Raw genomic sequence first — 26,843 nt, 5'->3', positions numbered from 1 at the left:
TCCCTTCGTCGGCGACGGTTCGCAGGTAGTCCTGACGACTTGTCCGACGCAGATTCAAAGACCAAATCCGGATCGTGACAGGCGCAGGTGCATTTTTGAGCCGAAAGGATTCCGCGTGACTTCATCGAACATTCTCCTTCAGGACTGGGACACACCTTTCGGCCTGCCGCCCTTTCAGGCGATCCGCGACGAGGATTTCATCCCCGCCTTCGAAAACGCGATGAAAACCCATCGCGCGGAGATCGAGACCATCGCGAATGACGGGAACGAGCCAACCTTCGCGAACACGGTGGAGGCGCTGGAACGCGCCGGGCGCGCGCTGACGAAGGTGGCGAACGTCTTCTTCAACCTTTCATCGGCGGACACGAACGACACGCGGCAGGCGATCGAGCGCGACATCGGCCCGAAGCTCGCCAAGCACTCCATGGCAATCTACACCGACCCGAAGCTGTTCGAGCGCATCGACGCGCTGGCGGAAAAAGCCGACACGCTCGGCCTCGATGACGAGCAACGGCGCCTTCTCGAACGCTATCACAAACGGTTCATCCGCGCGGGCGCCAGGCTCGACGCGGCGGGCAAGGCACGCCTTACGGACATCAACGCCCGGCTTTCGGAACTCCACACGGCGTTTTCGCAGAACGTGCTCGCCGCCGAGAAGGCGTTCCAGCTCGTGCTCGACGGCGAGGCGGACCTCGCGGGCCTGCCCGATTTCGTGCGCGAGGGTGCAGCGAAGGCGGCGGAGGAACGCGGCCTTTCCGGCAAGCACGTCATCACGCTGTCGCGGGCGAGCATCGAGCCGTTCCTCGAATTTTCCACGCGCCGCGACCTGCGCGAAAAAGCCTATCGCGCCTACATCGCGCGCGGCGAGGGAGGCGACGACTCGCCCGACAACACGCCGCTGATCAGCGAAATCCTTGCGCTCCGTGCCGAACTCGCGAAGTTGCTCGGCTTTTCGACCTATGCCGCCTACCAGATCGACGATGCCATGGCGAAAACGCCCACCAACGCGCGCAACCTGCTCGAAAAGGTTTGGGCCGGTGCGAAACGCCGCGCCGATGCGGAAGCCGACGCGCTTGCAGCGCTTGCGCAGGCGGAAGGTCATAACGAGCCGCTCGCCGCGTGGGACTGGCACCACTACGCCGAGAAGCGCCGCAAGGCCGAGTTCGACATCGACGGCGCGGCGCTGAAGCCCTATTTTGAACTGGATGCGATGATCGCGGCGGCTTTCGAGACAGCGCACCGCCTGTTCGGCCTCGCCTTCGAAGAGCGGCGAGACGTGCCGCTTTATCATCCCGACGTCCGCGCGTGGACCGTGAAGAACCGCGACGGAAAGCCGGTCGCGCTGTTCGTCGGCGATTATTTCGCGCGGACGTCGAAGCGCAGCGGCGCCTGGATGAGCGACTTCCGCGAGCAGTCGCGCATCGACGGCCAGGTGCTGCCCATCATCGTCAACGTTCTGAACTTCACCAAGGGCGGCGAGGGCAAGCCATCGCTCCTGAGCCTCGACGACGTGCGCACACTGTTCCACGAATTCGGTCACGGGCTGCACGGCATGTTGTCGAACGTCACCTATCCGGGCCTTTCCGGTACGAGCGTCGACCGCGACTTTGTGGAGCTGCCGTCGCAGCTTTACGAAAACTGGGCGCTTCAGCCCGAAATCCTCAACCGCTTCGCGCGGCATGTCGAGACCGGCGAGCCGCTTCCGCAGGCCATCGTCGACAAGCTGCACACGGCGCGAAAGTTCAATCAGGGCTTCGCAACGGCGGAATACACGGCATCGGCGCTCTACGATCTCGCGATCCACGAAGCCGATGGAGCGGGCGTCATCGACCCGGCCGCGTTCGAGACCGAGCTACGCGCGAAGCTCGGCATGCCGGACGCCATCGCGCTGCGCCATCGCCCGCCCCACTTCCAGCATATCTTCGCGGGCGGCGGCTACGCGGCGGGTTATTATACCTATCTCTGGGCAGAGGTCATGGAGGCGGACGCGTTCGACGCTTTCGAGGAAGCGGGAAGCGCATTCGATCCAGAGGTGGCCGAGCGTCTCCACCGCTTCGTCTATTCGAGCGGCGGCACGTTGAAACCGGATGAGGCGTATCGCGCCTTTCGCGGACGCGATCCCGAGGTCGGACCGCTCCTCGATAAGCGTGGGCTGACCGAGGATGCCGCCGCCTGAGCGGGCGCTTTCCGCGCCCACTCGCTTCGCCAGTGATGCATCGATGCGACAAGGCGCGGGAAAGCCCGCCATCGTAGAACTTCTTGTGATGCTGCCCGAATCAAGCCGGATTTTCTTGGCTTGTGCGTCGTGGCTCAAACGGCTATCAGAATTTTCCCGGTGGACAGCTCTTGTCGCCGGGCAAGCGGGTCGAGGTCGCTGACTCAAGATGAAAAGGTTTTTGTGCTCATTCGCGATTGTTGCCGCGCTCGCCAGCCCGGCGCGCGCCGTGACGTGCTCTGACGGCATGGCGGTGATCGACCAGATGACCCAGATCCTCCAGCTTTCGGACACCGAGCAGACCAACATCTCGGCTCTTTTGTCCAAAGCGAGGCTTGAGGACGAACAGGGTCATCAGCGGGTTTGCAAGGTGATCCTTGCCGACGCGATCCGTTTCTTCCTCATCAAGACCGTACTGGACGACTGAAGCGTATCCGCTTTTTTGATTGAAGAAGCGCGCCTGTATTTTTCTGACGCGTCCTATCGGAAAACCGCTTCATCCGGACGCGCTCAAGCCATCAGCAAGAGCGGTGCCCGCCTCCCATAAGATTTGAGCAGATCTCGACCCGCTCGAAAGAGATGGGGCTTGGCAAAAACCGATGGCGTGCCCGAAGTGGCAAGACGCCGGTTCTGCGGCTGGCCGCCCTTCATCAACCGAACCTCCCGGTCGATCAACGCCTTGCGGCGACGCGCTTACTGATCGCCCGGCAGCAACAGATCGGGCAGGTTCAGGCGCGGCTTGAACTTGATCGAGTTCACCGCGTGGTTCTCGTCGAGAATTTCGAGCGAAATCAGCTCCGAGCCCTCGACAGCAACCGAAAGATCCTTCGGCTTGTGTATCCGGTGCTCGATCGCGCCCGCGTCAATGGCGATGTCATCGTCTTTCGGGTCATAGCTCACCCCTCGAAAATCGACATTCTCCACTTGAACTTGAGCGCCGATGTCCGCGCGGTCGACCTCGATCGTGACCTTGTAAGCGCCTTCCGAGCGGGAGATATGATCGAGAAGAGGCTGCCAGTCGCGCTTTTCCAACTTGAGGTTTTGCATTTGTTCAGACCCGTTTTCTGACCGAATTCTTAATCGTCCCATGCACTTGTTACAATCGCCTTGATATGGCGCAAAGCAATATAGCAATCGGCTGGAACATTGTCTTTCGCCGATTTTTTCAAGCGTGAGTTAAACTGGCTCACGCATTTGACATCCGTAATAATAATCGGATGCGTGGCCGAATTACGAGTTTTTACCGATGGTCCACGAGATTACCCATCAGAACGAGGAGCGGCGAGCGGCGGCGTCCTGGCCGCTCTGGCAAGTTCTTGAAACCGTGGTGCGCGACGGACATCTGCGCGTCTGGGATTTCCGTGGCCAGGTCCGGGCCTTCGGGGACCGGGATATGAAACCGCTCGCCGTGCGCTTCCTGACAGGAAAGGCGCAAAGGGCCTTCCTCGCCGATCCCCAGCTCGGTTTCGCGGAAGGGTGGATGGATGGCGATATCGAGATCGAATCCGGGACGCTCTACGAGCTTCTCGCGCTCTTCGCGAAAAACCTGACCCGCAAGGACTTCCCCATCTGGATGCGAGCCGGGGACAAGTTTCGCCGCCTGACGCGCTTCGCCCGGCAATGGAACGGCGCCAACGGCGCAAAACGGAACGTCAGCCGTCATTACGACCTGCCGGGGTCGCTGTACGAGCTGTTTCTGGACAAGGACCGCCAGTATTCCTGCGCTTATTTCGAGAAAGGCGACCAGCCCCTCGACGAAGCACAGATTGCCAAGAAACGCCACATTGCCAAGAAGCTCTGTCTTACGCCGCGCCAGCGCGTGCTCGACATCGGCTGCGGCTGGGGTGGCCTCGCGCTCCATCTCGCGCGGGAGCGCGGCGCGACGGTGGTCGGCATCACGCTGAGCGAGGAGCAGGAAGCCTACGCGAAGAAAAGGATCGAAGCGGGCGAGGAAGGCGCGGGAAGGGTCGACTTCCGTCTCGCGGACTATCGAAGCATCGACGAAAAATTCGACCGCATCGTTTCGGTCGGCATGTTCGAACATGTCGGCGTGCCGAACTACAGGACATTCTTCCGCAAGGTCGAGGACTGCCTCGAAGACGATGGCGTGGCACTGCTGCACACCATCGGGCGACTTTCCGGCCCCGGCCATACGAACGCATTCATCGCGAAATACATCTTTCCCGGCGGCTACATCCCCGCGCTGAGCGAAATCGTGCCGGCTATCGAGAAATCCGGCTTGTTCATCACCGATGTCGAGGTCTTGCGGCTGCATTACGCCGAGACGCTCGCGATCTGGCGGCATAATTTCGAGCGAAACAGAAGCAAGGCCGCGGCGATGCTGTCTGAACGCTTCTGCCGGATGTGGGAGTATTATCTGGCGGGCTGCGAAGTGAGCTTCCGCTATTACGATCTGTGTGTCTTCCAGATCCAGCTCGCCAAAAAGATCGAGACAGTGCCGATAACGCGCGCCTATCTATGCCTCTGAACGCGGGTTTGCGGGCTTGCCAGCGCCATGCGCGCCATCCTGATCGGGGCGCGGCAACGCGTCAGGGCACAGACGCGTCAAGGGATTGTTGAGACAGGCAAGAGACCATGTTTCCTTTGCATGGAGTATCGCCGATGAAGCCCGTGAGAACCTACATCCTGATCGCAGACGGCGCGCGGGCGCGTCTTCTGTTGTCCGAAGGGCGCGCGAAGGCCCTCACCGAGGTGCCGAGTTCCGATGAACGCCAGACGCTGAAGCCCGACCATGAGCTTGAGAGAGACCGGCCAGGCCGCGTTCATGAGTCTGCGAACGTATCGCGGCACGCCATCGAGCGCCCGGACTTGCATCAGGTCGAGAAAGGAAAATTCGCGGTCGCACTCGCGGCAAAGCTGGACAAGCGACTGGAGAACAACGAATTCGACCGGCTTCTGGTGGTGGCCGCACCGGAAACGCTTGGCGTCATCCGGACCGCGCTGAGCGAAAAACTGCGCGCCGTCGTTATCGGTGAAGTGCCCAAGGATCTCACCAAGGTTCCTAATGGAAGCGTACGGGAGTATATTGGGGATGAGTTCCCGATCTGAAGCGCGCGCGTTCGCGGCCGGATTTTGGCCGATGCGGCGGAGTTTCCGGGGAAGCGACAGGTTGGAGGTGCGCGATGCCCATCAAGACAATCCTGGTTTATCTGCCCAATGGCCGCACGGTCGGCGCCATTCTCGAACCGGTGGTCGCAATCGCGGCTCCGCGATCCGCCCATGTGATCGGGCTGCACCTCATCCCGCAGGTGCCCGAATACGGCGAGTTCCCGGCTGACGTTTCCGAGGAGGTCATCTCCCGCATTCAAAAGGCGGGACAGGACGCCGCTGCGGAAACGAAACAGGCTTTTGAAGGCGTGCTTCTCAATAGCGGCCTCACCTTCGAATGGCGCTGCTTCAGCGCGTCTTATGCCGCCGGTTCCGATGCCATCGTGAGAAATGCCCACGGCGCCGATCTCGTGGTTTGCGGCGCGCAATCCGAAGATCTGCCCGACGCATGGAACGACTTCTCCGAGATCGCGCTGATGGGCGGCGGGCGTCCGGTGCTGATCCTGCCGACCGCGAAGCCGCAGAAGACCTTCGGCCGGAACGTCATCATCGCATGGAACGACACACGCGAGGCGGCTCGCGCGGTGTTCGACTCGCTCGACCTGATCAAGGATGCTTCAAGTGTTCGCGCGGTGACCGTGATCCAGCGCGAAAGCGAGCGCAAGGCGGCGGAAGCACTTGGCGCGGACCTCGTGGCGAATCTTTCGCGGCACGGTATCACGGCTGCGAGCGAAGTCGCCTATGCCGGCGACAATGGCGCGGCCGACGCCATCGTGCGGCTGATGGGCCAGGACTGCGACCTGCTGGTCATGGGCGGCTATTCGAAATCGCGCTTCCGCGAAATGCTGTTCGGCGGCGTCAGCCGCGATGTCCTGCGACAGGTGCCCGTAGCGACGTTCGTCTCTCATTGAGCCGCGCCGTCGGCGCGGATCCGGGCGAGGCGTGAAGCCTCGCCGCCCGCCCGTCATTCAAAAACATAAGTGCCGGGTGCGTCGCAGAGCGCGGGATATCCAGCCTTCGGCGCGCCGGTCTTCGGCGGCTGCACCGCCTCGTTCGATCCCGCCCGAAGCCACCGCGCCCATTCCGGCCACCACGAGCCGTCCTTCGGCGTGTTGGTGCGGAACCACGTCTCGGGCCCGACATAGGGGGTGTCGTGGCGCGATGTCGCGATGCGGTAATGGCGGTGCTTGCGCCCCGGCTCCGACACGATACCCGCGTTATGGCCGCCGCTCGTCAGCACGAAGGTCACGTCGGTGTCGGAGAGGACATTGATCTGATACACCGAGCGCCACGGCGCGACGTGGTCCGTTTCCGTGCCGACGACAAAGATCGGCGCTGTGATGTCGCGCAGCGCGATCGAGCGGCCGTCCACATGGTAGCGCCCTTCGGCAAGCTGGTTGCCCATGAAGATGTCGCGCAGATATTCGGAATGCATGCGCGCGGGCATGCGCGTCGGGTCGGCGTTCCACGCCATCAGGTCCATCATGGATGTCCGCTCGCCGAGCATGTAGTCGTGGATCATATGCGACCAGATGAGATCGTTCGAGCGGAGAAGCTGGAACGCCCCGGCCATCTGCGCGGATGAGAGATAACCGCGCTCCTCCATCATGTCTTCGAGGAAGGCGAGCTGGCTCTCGTTCACGAAAAGCTCAAGCTCGCCGGGCTGGCTGAAATCCGTCTGCGCGGCGAGCAGCGTGAGCGACTTCAGCCGGTCGTCGCCGTCGCGCGCCATGGCCGCCGCCGCGATCGACAGGAGCGTGCCGCCGAGACAATAGCCGAGCGCATGCACCTTGCGCTCCGGCACGATCTGCGAGATCGCCTTCAGCGCCTCCAGGATACCGAAGCGGCGGTAATCGTCCATGCCTGTGTCGGCGTAGCTCTCGTCCGGGTTCTTCCACGAGATCGCAAAGACCGTGAAGCCCTGATCGACCATATATTTGATCAGCGAGTTCTGCGCCGACAGATCGAGAATGTAATACTTCATGATCCACGCCGGAACGATCAGCACCGGGTTCGGATGCACTTTTGCGGTCGTCGGGCTGTACTGGATCAGTTCCATGAGCCGGGTGCGGGCGACCACCTTGCCGGGCGTCACGGCGAGCGTTTTGCCCACCTTGAACTCCTCGACGCCCGCCGGCGGCAGCCCCGCCGCATCGCGCTGCTTGTCCTCGGCGAGATTGAGTGCGCCGCGAAGGAGATTGAATCCGCCCTCGCGCACCGTCTTGTCCAGAAGTTCGGGGTTCGTGGCAATGAAATTGGACGGCGCCACCATGTCGAGCATCTGGCGCGCGAGGAAGTTGACAGCCTGCTCGTGTTCCTTGCTGACGCCGTGGACGTTCTTCGTCGCGGCGTCCCAGAGGTTTTCCCAGACGAGAAAACTCTGCTGGATCACATTGAAGGGATAACGCTGCCAGTCTTCATGCGAGAAACGGCGGTCGGCCTTGGCCGGAGGCGGACAATCGCCAGCCGACAGATCGCCGCTCGTGAGTGTCGCCAGCGCGTAACGCTGAAGCGCGAGAGTGTCGGTGAAAAACTTCCAGCCGAGTTGAAGGCGCGTGCCCGGAGCCATCGATAGATGGAGCGCCCAGTCCATGTAACAAAGCGCCAGTGCGGCAGGCGATATGCCGCCCGTCTGTTTGGCGAGCGTGTAATGAAAAACGCGGTCGATCGCGCTCGTGCTTCCGATCATGGCCCCTCCGATACGGATACTTGCCCATTCACGAGGGGATTAGCACGAAAAGGCGCCCGCGCCGAGAGTTCAATCGGTAACGCGATGTGTTAACGCGCGGAAAGCGTAAGGAAAAGCCACGGGCGGGATCACTCTGCCCGAGCCAGAAAACTCAAGCATGGACCTCCGGCAGCCCGCCTGCGCAGGTCCGCGTCAGGCGTGGCGATCGCCGAGGCTTGCCATATACTCCGCGAAAGGCTGCGCGAGCTTTTCGCTTTCCTGCATGTAATCGGTTGCGAACCGGGTCAGGAATGCGTGCTGAAGAGCACCGAACTCTCCGACCGTGTGGCACTTCGCGACCTGATCGGGCAGGCTCAAATACTGCTCCCAGCGGGAAGCGAAGAAGCGGCACAATTCAACCTGGTTCTGAGCAAAGCGCTTGAACAGGTCTTCCCCGGATTTCTGCCACTGCGCCACAGCGGTGTCGTAAGCTGCGGTCGAGGGCGATGGCTCCGTATCGTGCGATGATGGCGCAGCCGGGGCCGCGCCGTGCCCGCCCTGGCCTTCCGCGGCGAACCCCTGAAATTCTCTCGCGCTTTTCGCCAGATTTTCGTAGTTCTTTTTCCATACATCTATGGATTCAACGTAGGCCTTCAGCACGGGCGAGAGGTCGAAGGTGGCAGGCTCTGGCGCTTGCGGCATGACGCGTCTCCCTTATTATTATTGAAGCTCCTCTATTTACTATAGGGTATAATCTCACACAACGCACCTTCGCCGCGCAGACATATTGAATGAACCATGGAATCTTGAAACTGATTTTTCTGGAAAACATTTCTTCGCCATTGCAGGTAGACCTCAATGAAATAGCGTGAATTGATACGCTAAAGTCTGTTGGCCACCCCGCCTTCGCCCATGAAACTCAAGGGCGACTTAAGTCTTCCCATCCTATATTGAGGACGCAAGCAAGCCAGGAAAGAGGGTTCGGCAATGTCCTTCAGTCTTTCGCAGATTTTCGTCTGGGTCGTCATCGGCATCGCGGGCGGCTCGCTCGCCGGAATCCTCGTGACGCGCGAACGGCGCGGCTTCGGCTTCTGGCCCAATCTCGGGCTCGGGTTGCTCGGCGCCATAGTGGGCGGCGCGCTGTTTCGCGTGTTCAACCTGCTGCCCGATCTCGAGACCGTAGCCGTCTCGATGCGGGACATCGTGTCCGCGCTCATCGGCTCGCTGATCGTGCTCGGGCTCTGGTGGGCCTATCAACGCAATAAGGTCGCCTAACCATGCAACAGAAGCGCTCGCCCGTAACCGTAGACCTCGCGCTTCAGGGCGGCGGCTCGCATGGGGCCTTCACCTGGGGCGTGCTCGACAGGCTGCTGGAAGAGCCATGGCTTCATATCGAGGGCATCTCCGGCACGTCTGCGGGCGCGATGAACGCCGCTGTCATGGCCTGCGGTCTCGGCAAGGGCGGCCGCGAGGGCGCGCGCGCCTCACTCGACGCCTTCTGGGCGCGGGTTGGCGAGGCGGCGCGGTTCAGTCCGTTCCAGCGAAGTCCCCTCGATGTGATGCTCGGCCGCTGGTCCATCGACACCTCGCCGCTCTTCGTCGCGCTCGACATGACGGCACGCCTGTTCTCGCCCTATGACCTGAACCCCGGCGGCAGCAACCCCTTGCGTGACATTCTCGCAGAAAGCATCGACTTCGATCTGCTGCCCAAAGTGCCGTTGAAACTCTTCATCACCGCCACGAATGTGCGCACGGGGCGCGGCCGCGTCTTTACCAATGCCGAGCTGTCGCCCGATGTGCTGCTGGCATCGGCCTGCCTGCCGACGCTGTTTCAGGCCGTGATTATCGACGACGAACCCTATTGGGACGGCGGTTATTCCGGCAACCCAACCATCACGCCGCTGGTGCGCGGCTGCACCGCCGAAGACGTCATCCTCGTGCAGGTGAACCCGGTCGAGCGCGGCGGCACACCCAAGACCGCGCGCGAAATCCTGAACCGCCTTAACGAGGTGTCGTTCAACGCCACGCTGCTCAAGGAGTTGCGCATGATCGCGATCCTGAAACAGGTGGCAGACGCGGGCGATTGCGAAGGCGCGCGCTGGGCGAAGATGCGCATCCACCGCATCGGCAGCGAGGTGATCGCGGAGCTTGGCTCGTCGTCGAAGCTCAACGCCGAGGCCGCGTTCCTCGCGATGCTGCGCGACGAGGGGCGGCGCGCGGCGGATGCGTTCCTTGCGGCGAGGGCGGGCGATATCGGCGCGCGGTCGACGCTGGATCTGGATGCGCTGCGCGAGGAGGTTTAAGGCCGCACGCAGTAAGATTGCGTGGATGCCGCATTTTCGATGTCTGTTTTTACCCATTCAATAAGGGTAAGCACCTCGCCGCTAAGGTTTAGCACCCCCTCTTCATCCAATTCGATGAAACGCCCATGCGCGATTTCGTTTCGCCTTTTAAGTAGGCTCTCATCGATAAGCTGTTTTCGTGGCACGTAGCGCGTCACATCTATTGCAGAGAATGATAAAATCTGCTCAAACAAATCAAAATTAAGATTTCCTATTTTTCCGATATGTCGATCCAATTGCACGTTGAAACTCTCATTTTCTATATCGTACAATCTCTTCAATAGTTCAGACCCTACGAATATCTTTGTCGTTAAGCCACCTAGACCACGAACATGCTCTAAAGCCGCGATTCCGCGAAAGCACTGCTTCGTATTTCTATATTTCAGACCGAGGCTTGACAAATAATTAATATAAAGACAAATGCCAGCTTTAACAAATCCTTCCCAGTGGGCATATAATATGGGTACAGCAGCTCTCAGCAGGGACTGCTTGCTCCGACCAGAGGCACTCCGTATAGCCTGCAGAAGAGCATGAAGTTCAATTTTTCTCCAACTCAGCTCTTGGTCTAAGGCATCTTGGAGTTGTGCAAGAGATCGCGGCCTTATCATGCGAGAAAATGTTCTTTTGCTTTCGCAAAAACAAATCCCGACAATCTTTGCGTACCTCTGACGCCACTACCCGTATATTTTCCAGCCTCCGGCAACTTAGAAATAGACTCTATTTTTGCAGAGAGGTCATCATCAGATATATCGCCTTCATTATCCAGTAAACTGGAGAGGCCCAGAATTATAAACTCATAATATCCAAGAGAAAAGCGTCCACCCTTTTTAAAAACTCCATCTCCCGAGAGTTTGTTTAATCTATGGAATATTTTATTAAATATGTCAATCTCCCTCCTCCAATCAAATTGCGTGGATGACGCAATCGCCATTATCCCTTCGTCCAAATAGTCGTGGACATCGACACGCGGCCGATATGCATGATGTCTCAGAACAATAAAGCGAACAACCAATTCCTGCAAGAAGCTACGCTGAGCTCTTTCTTCTCCGGACGGCGCCGTAGTTTCACGAAAATCTTCATTTAAAGCCATACTCATAATGGCCGTGTGCGCATCTTTATTGATAGAAATTATTATACAATTTCTAATCTCTTGACGTGATAAATTTGAACCACCCGTATTAAGCCTCTGAAATAATTCATATTTGATTTGTAGATCTGACTCTTGATTGAGGATCTCAACTCTAATACGTGCTCTCTTGATATATACCTGCAATGCATCCGCAAGTTTGATAGACCCAGCTTCACTACCAGACCAAGAGTTTCCGTCGAGGGAGGGGAGTAGACTAGTCCCCCCGCAAACGAAGGGCTTTACCGCGGCCCCGTTTACTTCTCTCAGGACGCCCATAAACTCAAAAATCGTCGAGACACGCTGCAAGCCATCCACAAGCTCCCATTTTCCGTCCCTGCTAGCAAAAACAAATATAGGAGGTATGGGAATATTCAAAAGAACAGACTCTATAAACCGAGTTTTCTGCGTTTCATCCCAAACGCGAAGCCTCTGGTATTCGGGCTGGATAAAAAGCTCGTTATTCTCATATACGCTAGCCAGCTCACCGAACGACATGTCGTAGCCGTCTCTGGAAACTCTTTTTCTAGCGGTTATTACTTCATTTTCCAGCGACATCGTTTGTCCCGTCACAAAGCATGTAAGCACGAATCTATCTTAGCCGCAGAAATAGTCTAGCCGATTTTTGTTCGTCACTCCCCTCGCCGCCGGCTCAGGAATGCCAGCCGCTCGAACAATTGCACATCCTGCTCGTTCTTGAGCAGCGCGCCGTGCAGCGGCGGGATGAGCTTGCGCGGGTCGCGCTCCTTCAGCGTCTCGGGGTCGATGTCCTCGTTGACGAGCAGCTTGATCCAGTCGATCAGCTCCGAGGTCGACGGCTTCTTCTTCAACCCGGTCACGTCGCGGATGTCGTAGAAGATGCTCAGCGCTTCATGCAGGAGGCGCGGCTTCAGGCCGGGGAAGTGCACGTCCACGATGGCGCGCATCGTGTCGCGGTCGGGGAAGCGGATATAGTGGAAGAAGCAGCGGCGCAGGAACGCGTCGGGCAGTTCCTTCTCGTTGTTCGACGTGATGATGACCACGGGGCGCACGGCGGCCTTCACGACTTCGCCGGTCTCGTAGACGTGGAACTCCATGCGGTCGAGTTCCTGCAGCAGGTCGTTCGGAAACTCGATGTCGGCCTTGTCGATCTCGTCGATGAGAAGCACGGGGCGCACCGGCGCGTCGAACGCCTCCCACAGCTTGCCCTTGCGGATGTAATTCCTGATGTCCTTCACGCGCTCGTCGCCGAGCTGGCTGTCGCGCAGGCGGCTCACGGCGTCGTATTCGTAAAGCCCCTGCTGCGCCTTGGTGGTGGACTTGACGTGCCATTCGATCAGCGGCGCGCCGAGAGCGGCGGCGACCTCATGTGCGAGCACGGTCTTGCCGGTTCCGGGTTCGCCCTTCACGAGAAGCGGGCGCTCCAGCACGATGGCCGCGTTTACGGCCACGCGCAGGTCATCGGTGGCGACGTACGTGTCGGTTCCTTCAAAGCGCATGCCGTCCGTCTCCCCAGATATGACAAGGACACGGGTTGCGCCCGTGTCCCATCGTGTTTCGCTTCAGCCCGTCGTCAATTCGGCTCGCCGGGATGCAGATACCGATCGGCGTCGAAGCTGTATTGCGTGTTGCAGAACTCGCATTTCACGACGATCGTGCCGTCTTCGGCCATGGCCTCCACCTGATCGGGCGAGAACTGTTCGAGCATCGCTTCCACACGCTCGCGCGAGCAGTTGCAGCGCGCTTCCACGGGCGCCGCGTCGAAGACACGCACGCCTTCTTCATGGAACAGGCGATAGAGCAGCCGGTCCGAGCCGAGCGTCGGATCGAGCAATTCATGATCCTGTACCGTCGTCGCCAGGGCCTGCGCGCGCCGCCAGCCGTCGTCGTCCACCTCGTCGGTGCCAACATCCCGGCCGGATTCATATCCGCCCTCGCGCGTCAGCTTCTGCACCATCAGGCCGCCCGCGCGCCACGTCCAGCGGCCCGGTCCGCCGTCCTCCCCCGCTGTGTATTGCCGGGCAACGGCAATGCGGATGAAGGTCGGGATCTGCTCGGACTGGTCGAAATACTCGTGCGCGGCATCGACGAGCGTATTGCCGGTCAGCGCGACAATGCCCTGATAGCGCTCCATGCCGGCGCCGGGATCGATGGTCATCGCGAGATGGCCATTGCCGATCAGCGGCTTTTTGGGAGCGGCTCCATTAAGGAGATGGGCGACTTCGTCAGCGTCATAGCTCGCATAGCCACGGATCTGGCCGGGAGAGCTGTAATGCACGACGAGAAAGCCCACAGCGCCGTCGGATTGCGTTTGCAGGATGAACTTGCCATCGAATTTCAGCGCCGCACCGAGCATCGCGGTCAGCGTGACCGCCTCGCCGAGAAGGAGCAGCACCGGCTCGGGATAGTCATGACGCCCGAGAATGCTGTCGAGCACGGGACCGAGGCGCACGAGCCGCCCGCGCGCGCCCGACGCTTCCAATTGAAATGGCAGAACGTAGTCGTTGTACTTCACGCCGGGATCACCGGCAAAATCTCCACCCATCAAACCTTCTCGAAGCACCATGCGAGAATAGCCCGCTGCGCGTGCAGCCGGTTTTCGGCTTCGTCGAAGACCACGGATTGCGGGCCGTCGATAACGTCGTCCGTTACCTCCCTGCCGCGGTGCGCCGGCAGGCAATGCATGAATATGGCATCCTTGTCGGCTTTTTCCATGAGGGCGCCGCTCACCTGATAGGGCGCCAGCAGCGTCTCGCGCTCGGCGGCGTTTTCCTGGCCCATCGAAACCCAGACATCCGTCACCACGCAGTCGGCGCCGTCGACCGCGATGGTCGGGTCTTCGACCACGGTGATGCGGCCGCCTTCGTCGTTGGCCCAGTCGAGGAAGCTCCGGGGCGGCTGAAGAGGTTTCGGCGTCGCCAGCGTCAGAGCAAAGCCGAAGCGCACGGCGGCGTGAACCCACGACGCGGTCACGTTGTTGAAGTCGCCGATCCATGCCACCTTGAGCGGGGCGATGTCGCCCTTGTGCTCTTCCAGCGTCATGATGTCGGCGAGGATCTGACAGGGATGCGAGCGATCCGACAGACCGTTGATGACCGGCACCGTAGCGTGCTCGGAAAGCTCGATCAGCGCCTCATGAGAGGTGCAGCGCATCATGATCGCGTCGACGTAGCGAGACAGCACGCGCGCGGTGTCGGCGATGGTTTCGCCGCGCCCGAGCTGCATGTCGTTGCTGTTGAGCACGATCGTCTCGCCGCCGAGCTGCCTCATCGCGACGTCGAACGAGACGCGCGTGCGCGTGGACGATTTCTCGAACACCATCGCAAGCACCTTGCCCTCCGCAACCTTCGGCCACGCCGAAGGAGGGCTGGTCTTGATCAGCTTCTTGAGCGTGTGCGCGTTGTCGAGGATAAGCCGGAGCGTATCGAAGTCGTAGTCGTCGATGTCGAGAAAATGACGCGGAGCCGAGGGCTCTTTGATCGCCGAATTACGCTGGAAGTGTAGCATCGAGCCTCGCACATGCGCTTTCTATCTTTTCGCACGCCTCTTTGATTTCGGCTTCCGTCACGATGAGCGGTGGCAGAAGTCTGACGACGTTATCGCCCGCGGACACCGTGAGCAGCTTCTCTGCAAAAAGCGTGCTAGAGACGTCCGTGCTGGGCACTTTACATTTTAGTCCGAGCATGAGTCCCTCGCCGCGTATGTCGGTGATGATACGTGGGTGACGGTCTACGATTTCAGCAAGCCGTTGCTTGAAAAGCAAGCTCATCTCTTGGACATGGCCCAGAAATTCCGCCTTTGTCGCGATGTCGAGCACGGCGTTTGCCACGGCCATCGCAAGCGGATTACCGCCGAACGTCGAGCCATGGCTTCCCGCCGTCATGCCGGAGGCCGCTTTCTCGGTCGCAAGACATGCGCCCACGGGGAAGCCGCCGCCGATCCCCTTGGCGATGCCCATGATGTCCGGTTCGATTCCCGCCCACTCATGCGCGAAGAACTTGCCGGTACGGCCCACGCCGGTCTGCACCTCGTCGAGAACAAGAAGAAGGCCGTGCTCGTCCGCGATCTGGCGAAGCGCGCGAAGAAACGGCCAGCCAACGGGGCGGACGCCGCCTTCACCCTGAATCGGCTCGATCAGAAGCGCGGCCGTTTCATGCGTGATCGCGGCGCGCAGAGCTTCGAGGTCGCCCACGGGCACCTGGTCGAAGCCGTCCACCTTCGGGCCAAACCCCTTCAGATGCTTTTCCTGATTGCCCGCGGCGATGGTCGCCAGCGTGCGCCCATGGAACGCGCCTTCGAAAGTGATGATGCGCCAGCGCTCCGGCTGCCCATTATAGGAGTGATACTTGCGCGCCATCTTGATGGAGCATTCCATCGCCTCGGCGCCGGAGTTGGCGAAAAACACCTTATCCGCGAAGGTCAGCGCGCAAAGCCGCTCCGCCAGCCGTTCCTGACCGCGCACGCGATAGAGGTTCGAGGTGTGCCAGACCTTGTGCGCCTGCTCCGTCAGCGCCGCGATGAGATGCGGATGAGCGTGCCCGAGAGCGTTAACCGCGACGCCGCTGCCGAAGTCGAGATATCGTTCCCCCGCAGCGGTTTCGAGCCACGCGCCTTCGCCGCGCTCGAATTCGACATTGATCCGCGCATAGGTCCCGAGAACCGCAGACATTTTTCCACTCGTTTTCAAATTAAAAAAGCCGCTCCGTCTGGCGGGCGGCTCAGGCTCGTGAGCTTATTTTCCAACAGTTCGCGGCAGTGTCAACCGGCATAAAAGACACAGCGCACCCCAAATGTAACGATTTACGCCTTCGTTAAGGTTTCTGAAATTTGTCGGACCGGCTCTTTTGTGCAATTATGCTCCCATGAGATGGAGTGGTGCCATCGCCTTCCGAAATGCGCGTAGCCGCATACACCACCTCGCATAGTATCGATGCGAAGCTTGTATCTCAGTGAAATGCGTTCTCGATAGCCCTCGTGGAGGGTACGCCCCGAGTTTCCGGGCGTCGGGATTACGCTTGTGTCTCCTTGTCTTGCGTTAGCGCCCGTGGCCCCGCTGGTCATCCGTCCAGCGGTCACGACCTTATTCGCGGTTCGTCCGCCGGAATGAACGAGGAGCTAAAATTTATGAGTTGGACAGACGAGCGTGTTGAACTCTTGAAAAAGCTTTGGGCCGACGGCTTGAGTGCAAGCCAGATCGCTACGAAACTTGGGGAAGTTACGCGTAACGCTGTTATTGGAAAAGTACATCGCCTCGGACTCGCCGGCCGCGCGACCACCTCGCGCATCAGAACGGCCCGTCCGCGATCGAATATTGCACTTTTCCCTGCGCGGTCGCCGCAAGTTCAATATCGTACCTTCGGCAACACGGCACTGAAGATTGCGCCGGAGCCTGAGCAACGCAAGCCAGCAACCATTATTCCGCTGACGCTGCCGGATCTGGAGCCTGCACCCGAAGGATTGATCCGCTTGGTCGATCTGAAGGAAAACATGTGCCATTGGCCGATCGGCGATCCCATGGAGGAAGGTTTTCACTTTTGCGGACGCCGGAAGAATTCCGGAAGCCCGTACTGCGAACACCACTCGGCGATCGCATACAACCCTGTCGCCAAGAAACGCCGCGCCATGTGACCGGCGCAACTCATCTATACGGTGAGTCGCAAAGCTTGATCGAAACTTTTGTTGACGATGTGCAGCATTGTTTTGATCTGTGGCTTTTAAGTTACAGAATACAGCGGGGAGTGAAGCCGGGGCCGCAAGCCTCGGCTTCCATCTTTTCGGAAGCTCGGCCGCCGCTATTCGGACAGGCTCTGCCCCGGGAATTTCTCACCCAGCGCATAACCCGCGCCGCGAACGGTGCGGATCGGGTCTCTTTCCTTGCCGCGATTGATCGCCTTGCGCAGGCGGCCGATGTGCACGTCTACCGTGCGCTCGTCCACATAAACGTCGCGCCCCCATACGCCATCCAGCAATTGCGTGCGCGAGAATACGCGGCCAGGGCTTTCCATCAAAAATTCGAGAAGCTTGAACTCGGTCGGGCCGAGCCGCACCTCGCGACCGCTTCGCATCACGCGATAGGTTTCGCGGTCCAGTTCGATGTCTTCGACTTCCAGCGTCTGCGAAATGCGCTCGGGCGCGGCCCGGCGGAGGATCGCCTTCACGCGGGCCAGTAGCTCGGGCACCGAGAACGGCTTCACCACATAGTCGTCCGCGCCGACGGTCAGGCCGCGAATGCGGTCCGCCTCTTCTCCGCGCGCCGTCAAAAGCAGGATGGGGATCGAACGCGCCGTCTTGCCCGAGCGCAAGCGGCGGCACAGTTCGATGCCGGACAGGCCCGGCAGCATCCAGTCGAGGATGATCAGGTCCGGCGGGTCTTCACCGATGGCCACTTCCGCCTCGTCGCCCCGCTGCGAGATCGATACGGAGAACCCTTCCGCTTCCAGATTATATTGCAGGAGGAGAGCAAGGGCTTCTTCATCTTCGACAATCAGGATCTTGGCATTCATCGTCTGCTTCTGCTACCCCGCACCTTCCAGCGCCCGTCCATGCTGTGACCGTCTCAGCGCGCCGTCACGCATCCTGCTCCGTCAGCTCTTCACCGACGCGAGGCGCCCGAGCGTCAGCGAACTTGTGCTGTCTGCCTTCGGGCGCTCATCGCCAAGCGCCTTGCCGTGGATCAGGAAATAAATCGTTTCCGCGATATTCGTCGCGTGATCGCCGATGCGTTCGATGTTCTTTGCACCGAACAGGAGATGCGCGTAAACGCTGGCGCTCTGCGGCTCGTCCATCATCGTCGTCAGCAGCTCGCCGTAGAGCGAGTTATACATGGCGTCGATCTCGTGATCGCGCTGCCAGACTGCAAGAGCAGCGTCCGCGTCCCGCTGCGAATAGGCGTCGAGCACATCCTTCAGTTGCCGCAGCGCCGCCTCGCCGATATGCACGAAGCCCGTCATGACCTGATTCGGTCGAGGTTCGGCGGCGATGGCGATGGCGCGCTTGGCGATGTTCTTCGACAGGTCGCCGATACGTTCGAGGTCGAGCGCGATGCGTATCGCGGTAACGATCTGCCGGAGATCCGATGCAACCGGCGCTCGACGGGCGATGATCGAGATGGCGAGTTCGTCGACGAGTCGCTCCAGCGTGTCGATGCTGCGGTCGTTTGCCAGCGTCACCTCGGCGAGGTCCGGGTCGCGATGGTAGAGCGCGTCGATGGCCTGCCCCAGGGCTTGCTCGGCAAGGCCCCCCATCTGGGCGATCATCGTGTCGAGCGACTTGAGTTCCCCTTCGTAAGATCTGTCGGCGTTTCCAGACACTACCGTTTCCTCCGGTGCGTTCGCGCGTCCAGGAAGCGCGCCGACCTGTTATCAGCGTCTCGGGCCGACGGGGCAGCGTATCCACCCTGCGCCACCTGCCCTGTGCCGCCGCGAGACGCGGCGCATCAGGTGCAGGCCCCGTGACACTAGCCAAACCGCCCCGTGATATAATCCTGCGTGCGCTTGTCCTTGGGGTTCATGAAGATCTGATCCGTCGTGTCCTCTTCCACAAGGTAGCCCAGATGGAAAAAGGCCGTGCGCTGAGAAACGCGTGCCGCCTGCTGCATGTTATGGGTCACAATGACGATGCAGTAGTTTTCGCGAAGCTCGTCGATCAACTCCTCGATCTTCGCGGTGGCGATCGGATCGAGCGCGGAACACGGCTCATCCATCAGAATGACTTCCGGGCTGACCGCGATTGCGCGAGCGATACAAAGGCGCTGCTGCTGGCCGCCCGACAAGCCGGTGCCTTCGCCGTCGAGGCGATCCTTCACTTCGTTGAAGAGGCCGGCCCGTTGCAGGCTTCTGACAACGATTTCTTCGAGATCGGCCTTCGACTTGGCAAGCCCGTGAATGCGTGGACCGTACGCCACGTTCTCGAAGATCGTCTTCGGAAACGGGTTCGGCTTCTGAAACACCATGCCGACACGTGCCCGCACCTGAACCGGGTCGACATCGGGAGCATAGATGTTCTTCCCCTGGACCAGGATTTCGCCCTTTACCCTCGCCGAGGCGATGGTGTCGTTCATGCGATTGAAACAACGCAGGAACGTGCTCTTGCCGCAGCCCGAGGGACCGATGAAGGCCGTGACGCTCCGATCCGGGATGTCGATGCCGACGTTGAAAAGCGCCTGCTTTTCTCCGTAGAAGACCGAGACGTTGCGCGCGTTGACCTTGTAGTCGACCGGCTGTCCCGCTGGCAAAGCCGAAGGAGCGGGGTTGGAATTAAGGGCACCCGGTTCGATAGAGAAATCTACCATTTGCGTTCGTACCTTTTCCGCAGGACCATGGCGATAATGTTCATGACGGCGAGAATGCCGAGCAAGACGATGGTTGCGCCCGCTGTCTTTTCAACAAAGCCGCGTTCGGCCTCCGTCGCCCACATGTAGATCTGCACGGGCAGCGCCGTCGCGGGATCGAGCGGCGATTGCGGTACGTCCACCACGAAGGCAACCATGCCAATCATGAGGAGCGGAGCCGTTTCGCCGATGGCCTGGACGAGGCCGATGATCGTTCCGGTGATGATGCCGGGAAGCGAGAGCGGCAGCACGTGGTGGAACACGCTCTGCACTTTCGACGCGCCAATCCCGAGAGCCGCCTCGCGGATCGACGGCGGCACCGCGGTAATCGACGCACGCGTCGCTATGATCACGGTCGGCAACGTCCGAAGCGTGAGCACGAGCCCGCCGACGATCGACGCGGAGCGTGGCAACCCGGCGAAGTTGATGAACACCGCCAGACCGAGCAGACCGAAGACGATCGACGGCACGGCCGCGAGGTTATTGATGTTTACCTCGATGATGTCGGTGAAGCGGTTCCGCGGCGCGAACTCTTCGAGATAGATGGCGGCGGCCACCCCCAAGGGCACCGACAGCAACACCACGATCAGCATGATGTAGAACGAGCCGAGCAGCGCCACCGCAAGTCCCGCCGTTTCCGGCTGGCTCGACGCCGTGTTGGTGAAGAGGCCGGTGTTGAAAGATTTCTGCATCGTTCCCGACGCCGTCAGCTTGTCGATCCACGAAATCTGCTGATCGGAAATCTGCCGGTTCTGCTGGGGCAATTCGCGGTCGATCTTGCCCTTCGCGAAGGCGTCCACGTTGCCGCTCGCAAGAACCCAGACATTTTGCGTGGTGCCGATGATCCTGGGATCGGCGGCAACCATGGCCCGGAGCTGCGAGTCGACGTCACGCGAGAGGAGCGCGTTCGCCGCCTGACGCTGCGCGCGATTTGCCCCATCGATGCCAAGCTTGCCGTAAAGCGCCTGGTTCGCGAGTTTCTGGTAATTCGCCTGAGCGAGCGCGCTTGCGCTGCGCGTGCCGTCCGGGTCGATCTCGGCCGCATCGAACTTGATCGGCAGTTCGATCGATGTCTGGAAGAATGCCGTCCAGCCATCGCGGATGATGGTGCCGAAGAGGATGACGAGGAAAGACAGACCCAGCGCGATGGCAATCAGGCCGTAAGCCTGAAATCGCAGCTCCTCGCGGCGGCGCCTGCGCATCAGCGCCGGATTATCGAACCGGCTGACTTCCTCCGCAGCGTCACTTTCAGACATGCTGGGATCTTGGGCGACCGCGCTCATTCGTATTGCTCCCGGTATTTCCGTACGATGTAGAGGGCGTAGACATTCAAGCCCAGCGTGAGGATGAAAAGCGTAAACCCGAGCGCGAACGCGACGAGCGTCTGCGGGGTGTTGAATTCAAGGTCGCCCGTAAGCTGGCTGACGATCTTCACCGTGATGGTGGTCACGGACTCGGCCGGGTTCAGCGTGAGGTTCGCCGCGATGCCCGCTGCGAGCACCACGATCATCGTTTCGCCGATGGCGCGCGAGGCCGCAAGCAGGATCGCGCCGACGATGCCGGGCAGCGCGGCTGGCAAAACCACGCGCTTGATGGTTTCCGATTGCGTCGCGCCGAGTCCGTAGGACCCTTCGCGAAGCGCATTCGGGATGGCGGAGATGATGTCATCCGACAGCGACGACACGAAGGGGATGATCATGATCCCCATGACGATGCCCGCCGTGAGCACGCTGGTCGGCTGGATCACGAGCCCGATCTCGGACCCGACGAAGTTGAGGAACGGGCCGACGGTCACCACAGCGAAGAAGCCGTAGACGATGGTCGGAATACCCGCCAGCATTTCCAGCGCGGGCTTCACGGTCGCGCGCACTTTCGGGTGCGCGTATTCCGACATGTAGATGGCGGCGAGCAGTCCGATCGGCACGGCGACGACCAGCGCCACGAAGGAGATGTAGAGCGTGCCCCACATGAGCGGGAGCAAGCCGAACTGTCCCTGGCCTTCGGTATCCCCCGCGCCTGCGAAGCGCGGATCCCACACTGTGCCCGTCAGGAAGTCGAGGATGGATACGTGCTTGAAAAATTCGACGCTCTCGAAGAGCACCGAAAGCACGATGCCGACCGTCGTCATGATGGCGACCGAGGACGCGGCCATCAGCGCCAGGATGATCACCTGCTCGACGCGATTGCGAGCGCGCAGGTTCGGCGAGAGCTTCCGGAAGGCGAAAATGAAGCCGAAGATCGCGAGGAAGGCAGCGACAGCCGTTTTCGCGAGGCTGCTCAGATGGCGGATGGTGTTCAACTCTTCGGCAGAGGCGATCACGGCGGCATCGGGCGGGCTCGCAATGACCACGCCCCTGCTCTCAAGCAGGCGCTGGGCTTCTTTTGGGCTCGACTTGGCAGCGGCGACCTCTGCTGGCGTGAGCCGTTCAAGTCCGGTCGCGACACTGCGGACGACGCCCATCGCAAGACCGATCTGCCCTTTTGAGCCTTCAAGGACTTGCGGCGGAAGATTCGATTCCACCTCGGCCTGAATGAAGCGAGGCTCGATGGCGGACCAGACGAGCAGCACGAGGATGGCGGGAAGCGCCGTCCAGAGCGCAAGATAGCCCCCGTGATAACCAGGGCGCGAGTGCATCGCGCGGGGATTATCGGGCGACAGACGCTTCGCTCGCAAGAAGCCTGTAACGAAGGCGACGATTGCGGCAATAAGCAGAAAAAATAGCAATGCGCTAAGTGACACGGCCGTCTCCGATAGAGAATCCGACGATTTCGATCATAGGCAGGCGCTGCACGGCCTCAGCCATCGCAAATGCGCCATTCGGTGCGGCATTGGTGCTTTCCGCTGCGGGGTCCGGCTGTTTGCATTTCCGCATTTGAAAGGTGTCCTGCGCGCACGTCTTCGCCGGAGAAGATACTACAGACCGCGCAATTCCTAGAAGACAATGAAGAGGCAAGGCAACTCGCGTGTGGCGCAAACACTGTGGGGTTACTTTACGCCACACGCTTCCGATCGGGGTGCCGGGGCTAAGCCGCGGCACCTATGCAGTCCTAGCTGAGCGGAGCCAGCGGCTTCAGATCCTTGACGGTGTCGCGAACAGCCTTGGCTTCGGCTTCCGGCAGCGGAACGAGGCCGTACTGGGCGAGCGGGCCATCTTCGCCGATGATCTTGTCGCTGACGAAGAACTCGGCATATTCCTTCAGGCCGGGGATGACGCCGACGTGAGCCTTCTTCACGTAGAAGAAGAGCGGACGGGAAACCGGATACTTGCCGGCCGCAATGGTCTCGACGGAGGGCGTCACGCCGCCAACGGTGGCAACGCGGAGCTTGTCGGTGTTGTTCTCGTAGAAGGCGAGGCCGAACACGCCGATCGACTCCTTGTTCGCCTGAAGACGAGCGAGGGTTTCCGTGTAGTCGCCGTCGATGTCGATGGCATGCTTGCCGCCGTCATCCTTGCGGACCTTCGCGCAAGCCTTTTCGGTCGCGCCGTGAAGCTTGTCTTCGGCGGTGCCAGCGGCCTTCAGCTTCTCGGCGATGAGCTTGTCCGCGCCGGTGGCCTTGCAGCCCGCGACCAGAAGCTTCTCTTCGAAGACTTCACGGGTGCCGTGCTTCTCGCCCGGGATGTAAGCAACGATTTCCCAGGCCGGGAACTCGGCGTTGACTTCCTTCCAGGTCTTGTTCGGGTTCGCGACGAGCTTGCCGTCAACCGCGATTTCGGGAGCGAGAGCGTTGAACCAGTCCTTCGCTTCGTAAGCGAAAGCCGGACCCTTGACGTCGGAAGCGAACACGATACCGTCATAGCCGAACTTCACTTCGACCACGTCCGCGACGCCGTTTTTGGCGCAGGTTTCCTGCTCGCCCTTCTTGATGCGGCGCGACGCGTTGGCGATGTCGATCTTGTCTTCACCGACGCCGTCGCAGAACTGCTTGATGCCAGCGCCCGAGCCGCCGGATTCGACGACCGGAGCCTTCAAATTGGCATTCGCCTTGGCGAAGTTCTCGGCGACGATCTTCGCATAGGGGAAGACCGTCGAGGAACCGGCGATTTTAACCTGATCGCGGGCAGAAGCGGAACCGGCCGCGAACAGGCCGACAGCCGCCGTAGCCGCCACGAGGGCGGTGAGACGATAATTCACTGTGCTCTCCCTTGAGAATTGGAACCAAGACCTTTCGGCGGTTCAACGCGCTGAAACCCTAGGGCAGCGCCATGTCTCTTTTATGTAAGGGCAGTGAACCTTTAATGACAGATTAACACACTGATTTGACAAGCACTCTTATTCTTCCAGCGTGGGCTGTGCAGCCGGTTTTGTTTCAACCTCAACCGCTCCACGGTTGTATTTATGTTCAGCCAGAAGCACCGTGAAAATCGATCCGAAACCCACCTCGGACGCGATGCGAAACTCTCCGCGATGGCGGTTCACGACGTGCTTGACGATCGCGAGACCAAGCCCCGTGCCGCCCTTTTCATGTCCGGCAGCGCCGGCCACGCGGTAAAAGCGCTCGGTCAGCCTCGGCAGGTGCTGGACCGGAATACCGGGCCCGTCATCCTTGACGCTGATGGCTATCATGTCCTGCGAGCCGCTTCGCTGACGCTTGAGCTTCACCTGCACGGAGCCGCCCTTACGGCCATATTTCAGCGCGTTGTGCACGAGATTGATGAAGACCTGGGTGAGTTCGTCCCGGTCGCCCAACACCGTCACGGCGCCGACCTCGGACTCGACCGCAACCACAATATTCGCCTCCGCCGCCATCGGCTCCAGCGCCTCGCAGGCCTGTTCGACAAGTTCGGCAATGGCAACCTCGCCCTGCGGCTTCAGGTGCGCCCGCATCTCCACGCGAGAGAGGGACATCAGATTATCGATGAGCCGCGCCATGCGTTCGGCCTGCTTGGCCATGATCGGCAGGAAGCGGTCGCGCGCCGCTTCGTCGTGACGAGCAGCACCGTGCAGCGTCTGGATAAATCCTGAAAGCGAAGCCAGAGGCGTCTTGATTTCGTGGCTCGCGTTGGCGATGAAGTCTGCGCGAAGCTGGTCGAGGCGCCGCTGTTCGGTCAGATCGCGGAGATAAACGAGGATGGACGGCCCCGCGCTGGACGGCAACACGAGCCAGGAAACCGTCGCCGCCATATGCCGCTCCACCGGTACGCGCTCGCTGAAGGTGACCGTCAACTGCTGATTGGCAGGGCCGCATTCTGTTACCGCGTCAAGCACCTGCGGGCTGCGTGTCGCGCTTGATATATGCGAGCCGTTCTTCAATCCGTCGAAAAGATCGCGGGCCTTGCCGTTGAACGCGAGGATCGTTCCGTCGCGAGCGAGAAGAATGGCCGGATCGGGGAGTGCATCGGCTATGGGCTTCGCCACCGCGAGCGTTTCCTCTTTAGCCCGGTCCGCACTCACGGCGTCATACCGGGCACGAGTGCGCGACGTCGGGATGATGGCGGCACCCGCTGCAAACGTCACAACCGCGGCCGCAGTCCCGGCCCACGGGAGGCCATGAAACATCGAGAGCGCAACAATGACGGCCGCGGCAAGCAGGACAAGCCAGCGCCGAAGGTAGAGGCGCGACAGAACCCCGGGCTGCGGTGCGAAACCGCGCAATGCGCTATCGCCTTCAGGCACGGGCATGAAAATATTTCTCTGAATAATGCCGACACCAAAGCGCTTGCTGTCGCTCTCCCGATAGACTTCGAGCATGCCGTTCCCTTGTCCTTCGCCGCTTGAGACGTTTATTGTAGAAGAATTGCCGGCCATGGAGTCAGGGTAACCAATATCTGCGACAGTTTTTCGACGCCTCCGTTAAGCTTTAGACAAGGTCGCGACTGAGGCTTGCCGCTTCGAGGCGGTCAAGATATGTACGCCACACCTCGTCTTTGTTGCGCGCAAGCTCGTAAAGGTACACCCAGGAATAAATGCCGGTGTGGTGCCCGTCGCTGAACACGAGTCGCACCGCGTAATTGCCGACCGGCTCGATGGAAAGGATGGTGACGAGGCGCTTGCCGGGGATGAGCTTTCGCTCCGAAGGCGAATGCCCCTGAACCTCGGCGCTCGGGCTTTCGACCCGAAGAAGTTCCGCTGGAAGTTCCCTCTCCAAGCCGTCGCAGAAGGTAACGCGGAGCACGGTCTTGTCCGCGCTCAGCCGCAGTTCCGATGGTACAGGCTCGTTGCCGTGCGCTTGCGACATCGCTGTTGGCTCCTTTTTTTGTGATTGATACACTTTGAAATGTCAGAGTTACCCTTTTTTGCCGCATTCAGGTTTAATAGATTTGTTTACAAGGAACCTACGGTTCACCAACCATAAGGTTCGGTTTCTGCGTATGGGGTAGTGTGCAATGCCAGCCATTCGGATGTCCCGAAGCGAACGGTCTTCGCTCGAAAAAATCATCAAACGCCCCTGCCTCGTCACAGACATTCCAGCGGATCACGCCGAGAAGCTGATGAATTACGGTTTGATCAAGCGTCAGGTGATGCTTCTGCACTCCACGCAGCGCGGCCAGCTTGAGATTTTGCGCCAACGTTTTCGCGGCGACGACTTTTCGCCGGCGATGGGCCTCGAATCCTACGCCTGACGCTATTTTTTACTTAGTGGCAAAACCTCACTAGTAAGATGCCCTCTCGCGCCTATACTGAAAAGTAAGGGCGGTGGCGTCGGAACTTCGCTCCCGCTTAGGCTTTCATGAAGGCATGCGTTAAGCGGGAGATCATGATGTCGCGACTTCTTTTCACTGCCCTTCTGGCTGCTGCCGTCGTCGGTACGACCGTCCAGAGCGATGCGGCGCCCCGGCGGGCACAGCAGCCCCGGTCCTATCAGCTCTATGTGGCTCCGCAGGAGCCTACGCTGGTCGAGCGCTTTTTCGGCGCGTCGGGTCCGCGCTGGCAGTATCAGCGGCCATTCGCCTGGTACAACACCGGCCTGTATAATTATCCCGGCCCCCACTACAACAACACGACGTTCTGGGAGCGCGTGAACACGCAGGCGAACTTCCCGGTTCAGTACTGATCCGCGAGAAGCTTGAGGCGAGCGCTGCGATCCGCAACGCTCGTTTCACGAGAGCCGCCCTGCGCTCGTGGCGGCGGGCGTAACCGCTAGTGGAGCGAATTTGACATTTGAGTTCCGGCGG

General features: G+C 60.3%; 27 protein-coding genes. 10 read left to right on the top strand and 17 right to left on the bottom strand.

The annotated features are described in order from the left end of the window. Window positions 1-115 precede the first annotated feature (115 nt). Both QM659_RS07715 and QM659_RS07710 read left to right on the top strand, forming a co-directional pair. Window positions 116-2,176, top strand: coding sequence for a M3 family metallopeptidase (locus tag QM659_RS07715; protein ID WP_415187965.1), 2,061 nt, complete (start codon window positions 116-118; stop codon window positions 2,174-2,176). Window positions 2,177-2,444: 268 nt separating this feature from the next. Further along, window positions 2,445-2,642, top strand: a complete 198-nt coding sequence (locus QM659_RS07710) for a hypothetical protein (protein ID WP_303483625.1) — start codon at window positions 2,445-2,447, stop codon at window positions 2,640-2,642. 266 nt (window positions 2,643-2,908) lie between these two features. Here the strand turns inward: QM659_RS07710 and QM659_RS07705 are convergent, their stop codons facing one another. After that, window positions 2,909-3,262 carry a DUF5335 domain-containing protein gene (locus QM659_RS07705; protein ID WP_303483623.1) on the bottom strand — a complete coding sequence of 118 codons (354 nt, stop codon included), beginning with the start codon at window positions 3,260-3,262 and terminating at the stop codon, window positions 2,909-2,911. Between the two features lie 199 nt (window positions 3,263-3,461). Between QM659_RS07705 and QM659_RS07700 the strand changes: the two genes are divergently transcribed. From QM659_RS07700 to QM659_RS07690, 3 genes are all read left to right on the top strand, one after another. Next, complete coding sequence (locus tag QM659_RS07700; RefSeq protein ID WP_415187964.1) at window positions 3,462-4,703, top strand: class I SAM-dependent methyltransferase; 1,242 nt, start codon at window positions 3,462-3,464, stop codon at window positions 4,701-4,703. A gap of 134 nt (window positions 4,704-4,837) precedes the next feature. Next, window positions 4,838-5,284: a host attachment protein gene (locus QM659_RS07695; RefSeq protein ID WP_164730068.1), complete on the top strand. Its 447-nt coding sequence runs from the start codon at window positions 4,838-4,840 to the stop codon at window positions 5,282-5,284. A 74-nt stretch (window positions 5,285-5,358) separates the two neighbouring features. Then, window positions 5,359-6,195 (top strand): universal stress protein, encoded by an 837-nt coding sequence (locus tag QM659_RS07690; protein ID WP_415187963.1) that lies wholly within the window; start codon window positions 5,359-5,361, stop codon window positions 6,193-6,195. A 53-nt stretch (window positions 6,196-6,248) separates the two neighbouring features. Here QM659_RS07690 and QM659_RS07685 read toward each other — a convergent pair whose 3' ends face one another. Then, window positions 6,249-7,973, bottom strand: coding sequence for a PHA/PHB synthase family protein (locus QM659_RS07685; protein WP_415187962.1), 1,725 nt, complete (start codon window positions 7,971-7,973; stop codon window positions 6,249-6,251). Between the two features lie 192 nt (window positions 7,974-8,165). Then, window positions 8,166-8,654, bottom strand: a complete 489-nt coding sequence (locus QM659_RS07680; protein WP_415187961.1) for a hypothetical protein — start codon at window positions 8,652-8,654, stop codon at window positions 8,166-8,168. Between the two features lie 285 nt (window positions 8,655-8,939). Here QM659_RS07680 and QM659_RS07675 point away from each other — a divergent pair, with 285 nt between their 5' ends. Next, complete coding sequence (locus QM659_RS07675; protein ID WP_415187960.1) at window positions 8,940-9,227, top strand: GlsB/YeaQ/YmgE family stress response membrane protein; 288 nt, start codon at window positions 8,940-8,942, stop codon at window positions 9,225-9,227. Window positions 9,228-9,229: 2 nt separating this feature from the next. Continuing rightward, the gene (locus QM659_RS07670) at window positions 9,230-10,255 is read left to right on the top strand and encodes a patatin-like phospholipase family protein (RefSeq protein ID WP_303483610.1); all 1,026 of its coding nucleotides are present in this window, start codon (window positions 9,230-9,232) and stop codon (window positions 10,253-10,255) included. Here the strand turns inward: QM659_RS07670 and QM659_RS07665 are convergent. The 6 genes from QM659_RS07665 to QM659_RS07640 form a co-directional block, all read right to left on the bottom strand. Beyond that, on the bottom strand, window positions 10,252-10,902 hold the full coding sequence (locus tag QM659_RS07665; protein ID WP_415187959.1) for an MAE_28990/MAE_18760 family HEPN-like nuclease: 651 nt from the start codon (window positions 10,900-10,902) through the stop codon (window positions 10,252-10,254). The two genes, QM659_RS07670 and QM659_RS07665, sit on opposite strands and share 4 nt — an antisense overlap. Next, the gene (locus QM659_RS07660) at window positions 10,899-11,978 is read right to left on the bottom strand and encodes a DUF262 domain-containing protein (RefSeq protein ID WP_415187958.1); all 1,080 of its coding nucleotides are present in this window, start codon (window positions 11,976-11,978) and stop codon (window positions 10,899-10,901) included. The genes QM659_RS07665 and QM659_RS07660 overlap by 4 nt, the downstream gene beginning before the upstream one ends. A 74-nt stretch (window positions 11,979-12,052) precedes the next feature. Next, entirely contained in the window at window positions 12,053-12,898 is an 846-nt protein-coding gene (locus tag QM659_RS07655; RefSeq protein WP_415187957.1) for an AAA family ATPase, read from the bottom strand. Between the two features lie 74 nt (window positions 12,899-12,972). Then, the gene (locus QM659_RS07650; RefSeq protein ID WP_415187956.1) at window positions 12,973-13,944 is read right to left on the bottom strand and encodes an Hsp33 family molecular chaperone; all 972 of its coding nucleotides are present in this window, start codon (window positions 13,942-13,944) and stop codon (window positions 12,973-12,975) included. Then, window positions 13,944-14,906, bottom strand: coding sequence for an ornithine carbamoyltransferase (gene argF, locus QM659_RS07645; RefSeq protein WP_415187955.1), 963 nt, complete (start codon window positions 14,904-14,906; stop codon window positions 13,944-13,946). Before argF ends, QM659_RS07650 begins: the two co-directional genes overlap by 1 nt. Further along, window positions 14,887-16,068 carry an aspartate aminotransferase family protein gene (locus QM659_RS07640; RefSeq protein WP_127079332.1) on the bottom strand — a complete coding sequence of 394 codons (1,182 nt, stop codon included), beginning with the start codon at window positions 16,066-16,068 and terminating at the stop codon, window positions 14,887-14,889. Before QM659_RS07640 ends, argF begins: the two co-directional genes overlap by 20 nt. 455 nt (window positions 16,069-16,523) lie before the next feature. Here QM659_RS07640 and QM659_RS07635 point away from each other — a divergent pair, with 455 nt between their 5' ends. Then, window positions 16,524-17,027 (top strand): GcrA family cell cycle regulator, encoded by a 504-nt coding sequence (locus QM659_RS07635; RefSeq protein WP_127079330.1) that lies wholly within the window; start codon window positions 16,524-16,526, stop codon window positions 17,025-17,027. Window positions 17,028-17,191: 164 nt separating this feature from the next. Here the strand turns inward: QM659_RS07635 and phoB are convergent, their stop codons facing one another. The 8 genes from phoB to QM659_RS07595 form a co-directional block, all read right to left on the bottom strand. After that, entirely contained in the window at window positions 17,192-17,902 is a 711-nt protein-coding gene (gene phoB, locus QM659_RS07630; protein ID WP_127079328.1) for a phosphate regulon transcriptional regulator PhoB, read from the bottom strand. An 81-nt stretch (window positions 17,903-17,983) separates the two neighbouring features. After that, window positions 17,984-18,709 (bottom strand): phosphate signaling complex protein PhoU, encoded by a 726-nt coding sequence (gene phoU, locus QM659_RS07625; protein WP_127079326.1) that lies wholly within the window; start codon window positions 18,707-18,709, stop codon window positions 17,984-17,986. A 146-nt stretch (window positions 18,710-18,855) separates the two neighbouring features. Then, on the bottom strand, window positions 18,856-19,689 hold the full coding sequence (gene pstB, locus QM659_RS07620) for a phosphate ABC transporter ATP-binding protein PstB (RefSeq protein ID WP_415187954.1): 834 nt from the start codon (window positions 19,687-19,689) through the stop codon (window positions 18,856-18,858). Then, complete coding sequence (gene pstA / locus QM659_RS07615) at window positions 19,683-20,984, bottom strand: phosphate ABC transporter permease PstA (RefSeq protein ID WP_415187953.1); 1,302 nt, start codon at window positions 20,982-20,984, stop codon at window positions 19,683-19,685. Before pstA ends, pstB begins: the two co-directional genes overlap by 7 nt. Before the next feature lie 23 nt (window positions 20,985-21,007). Continuing rightward, window positions 21,008-22,468, bottom strand: coding sequence for a phosphate ABC transporter permease subunit PstC (gene pstC / locus QM659_RS07610; protein ID WP_415187952.1), 1,461 nt, complete (start codon window positions 22,466-22,468; stop codon window positions 21,008-21,010). 308 nt (window positions 22,469-22,776) lie between these two features. Continuing rightward, a complete protein-coding gene (locus tag QM659_RS07605) occupies window positions 22,777-23,862 on the bottom strand; it encodes a substrate-binding domain-containing protein (RefSeq protein WP_127079318.1) in 1,086 nt (361 codons plus the stop codon). Between the two features lie 138 nt (window positions 23,863-24,000). Beyond that, window positions 24,001-25,419 carry an ATP-binding protein gene (locus QM659_RS07600; protein WP_415187951.1) on the bottom strand — a complete coding sequence of 473 codons (1,419 nt, stop codon included), beginning with the start codon at window positions 25,417-25,419 and terminating at the stop codon, window positions 24,001-24,003. A 109-nt stretch (window positions 25,420-25,528) separates the two neighbouring features. Continuing rightward, on the bottom strand, window positions 25,529-25,906 hold the full coding sequence (locus tag QM659_RS07595; protein ID WP_415187950.1) for a gamma-butyrobetaine hydroxylase-like domain-containing protein: 378 nt from the start codon (window positions 25,904-25,906) through the stop codon (window positions 25,529-25,531). A gap of 253 nt (window positions 25,907-26,159) precedes the next feature. Between QM659_RS07595 and QM659_RS07590 the strand changes: the two genes are divergently transcribed. Further along, a complete protein-coding gene (locus QM659_RS07590) occupies window positions 26,160-26,291 on the top strand; it encodes a hypothetical protein (RefSeq protein WP_281023886.1) in 132 nt (43 codons plus the stop codon). 137 nt (window positions 26,292-26,428) lie between these two features. Then, complete coding sequence (locus QM659_RS07585; RefSeq protein WP_127079312.1) at window positions 26,429-26,722, top strand: hypothetical protein; 294 nt, start codon at window positions 26,429-26,431, stop codon at window positions 26,720-26,722. Window positions 26,723-26,843 lie beyond the last annotated feature (121 nt).

The sequence above is a fragment of the Rhodomicrobium sp. genome, from assembly GCF_047605405.1.
Taxonomy (GTDB): Bacteria; Pseudomonadota; Alphaproteobacteria; order Rhizobiales; family Rhodomicrobiaceae; genus Rhodomicrobium; species Rhodomicrobium lacus.
The sequence above is the reverse complement of the archived record's forward strand: the minus strand, read 5'-3'. Positions and strand labels throughout refer to the sequence as shown.

Coding starts and splice junctions, on each gene's coding strand:
- phoB (WP_127079328.1), bottom strand. CDS start 17,902: ATGAATGCCAAGATCCTGATTGTCGAAGATGAAGAAGCCCTTGCTCTC.
- QM659_RS07705 (WP_303483623.1), bottom strand. CDS start 3,262: ATGCAAAACCTCAAGTTGGAAAAGCGCGACTGGCAGCCTCTTCTCGAT.
- QM659_RS07690 (WP_415187963.1), top strand. CDS start 5,359: ATGCCCATCAAGACAATCCTGGTTTATCTGCCCAATGGCCGCACGGTC.
- QM659_RS07665 (WP_415187959.1), bottom strand. CDS start 10,902: ATGATAAGGCCGCGATCTCTTGCACAACTCCAAGATGCCTTAGACCAA.
- QM659_RS07675 (WP_415187960.1), top strand. CDS start 8,940: ATGTCCTTCAGTCTTTCGCAGATTTTCGTCTGGGTCGTCATCGGCATC.
- QM659_RS07585 (WP_127079312.1), top strand. CDS start 26,429: ATGTCGCGACTTCTTTTCACTGCCCTTCTGGCTGCTGCCGTCGTCGGT.
- pstA (WP_415187953.1), bottom strand. CDS start 20,984: ATGTCTGAAAGTGACGCTGCGGAGGAAGTCAGCCGGTTCGATAATCCG.
- QM659_RS07595 (WP_415187950.1), bottom strand. CDS start 25,906: ATGTCGCAAGCGCACGGCAACGAGCCTGTACCATCGGAACTGCGGCTG.
- QM659_RS07660 (WP_415187958.1), bottom strand. CDS start 11,978: ATGTCGCTGGAAAATGAAGTAATAACCGCTAGAAAAAGAGTTTCCAGA.
- pstB (WP_415187954.1), bottom strand. CDS start 19,689: ATGGTAGATTTCTCTATCGAACCGGGTGCCCTTAATTCCAACCCCGCT.
- QM659_RS07655 (WP_415187957.1), bottom strand. CDS start 12,898: ATGCGCTTTGAAGGAACCGACACGTACGTCGCCACCGATGACCTGCGC.
- QM659_RS07680 (WP_415187961.1), bottom strand. CDS start 8,654: ATGCCGCAAGCGCCAGAGCCTGCCACCTTCGACCTCTCGCCCGTGCTG.
- argF (WP_415187955.1), bottom strand. CDS start 14,906: ATGCTACACTTCCAGCGTAATTCGGCGATCAAAGAGCCCTCGGCTCCG.
- QM659_RS07635 (WP_127079330.1), top strand. CDS start 16,524: ATGAGTTGGACAGACGAGCGTGTTGAACTCTTGAAAAAGCTTTGGGCC.
- QM659_RS07700 (WP_415187964.1), top strand. CDS start 3,462: ATGGTCCACGAGATTACCCATCAGAACGAGGAGCGGCGAGCGGCGGCG.
- QM659_RS07685 (WP_415187962.1), bottom strand. CDS start 7,973: ATGATCGGAAGCACGAGCGCGATCGACCGCGTTTTTCATTACACGCTC.
- QM659_RS07600 (WP_415187951.1), bottom strand. CDS start 25,419: ATGCTCGAAGTCTATCGGGAGAGCGACAGCAAGCGCTTTGGTGTCGGC.
- QM659_RS07640 (WP_127079332.1), bottom strand. CDS start 16,068: ATGTCTGCGGTTCTCGGGACCTATGCGCGGATCAATGTCGAATTCGAG.
- QM659_RS07670 (WP_303483610.1), top strand. CDS start 9,230: ATGCAACAGAAGCGCTCGCCCGTAACCGTAGACCTCGCGCTTCAGGGC.
- QM659_RS07590 (WP_281023886.1), top strand. CDS start 26,160: ATGAATTACGGTTTGATCAAGCGTCAGGTGATGCTTCTGCACTCCACG.
- QM659_RS07650 (WP_415187956.1), bottom strand. CDS start 13,944: ATGGGTGGAGATTTTGCCGGTGATCCCGGCGTGAAGTACAACGACTAC.
- QM659_RS07695 (WP_164730068.1), top strand. CDS start 4,838: ATGAAGCCCGTGAGAACCTACATCCTGATCGCAGACGGCGCGCGGGCG.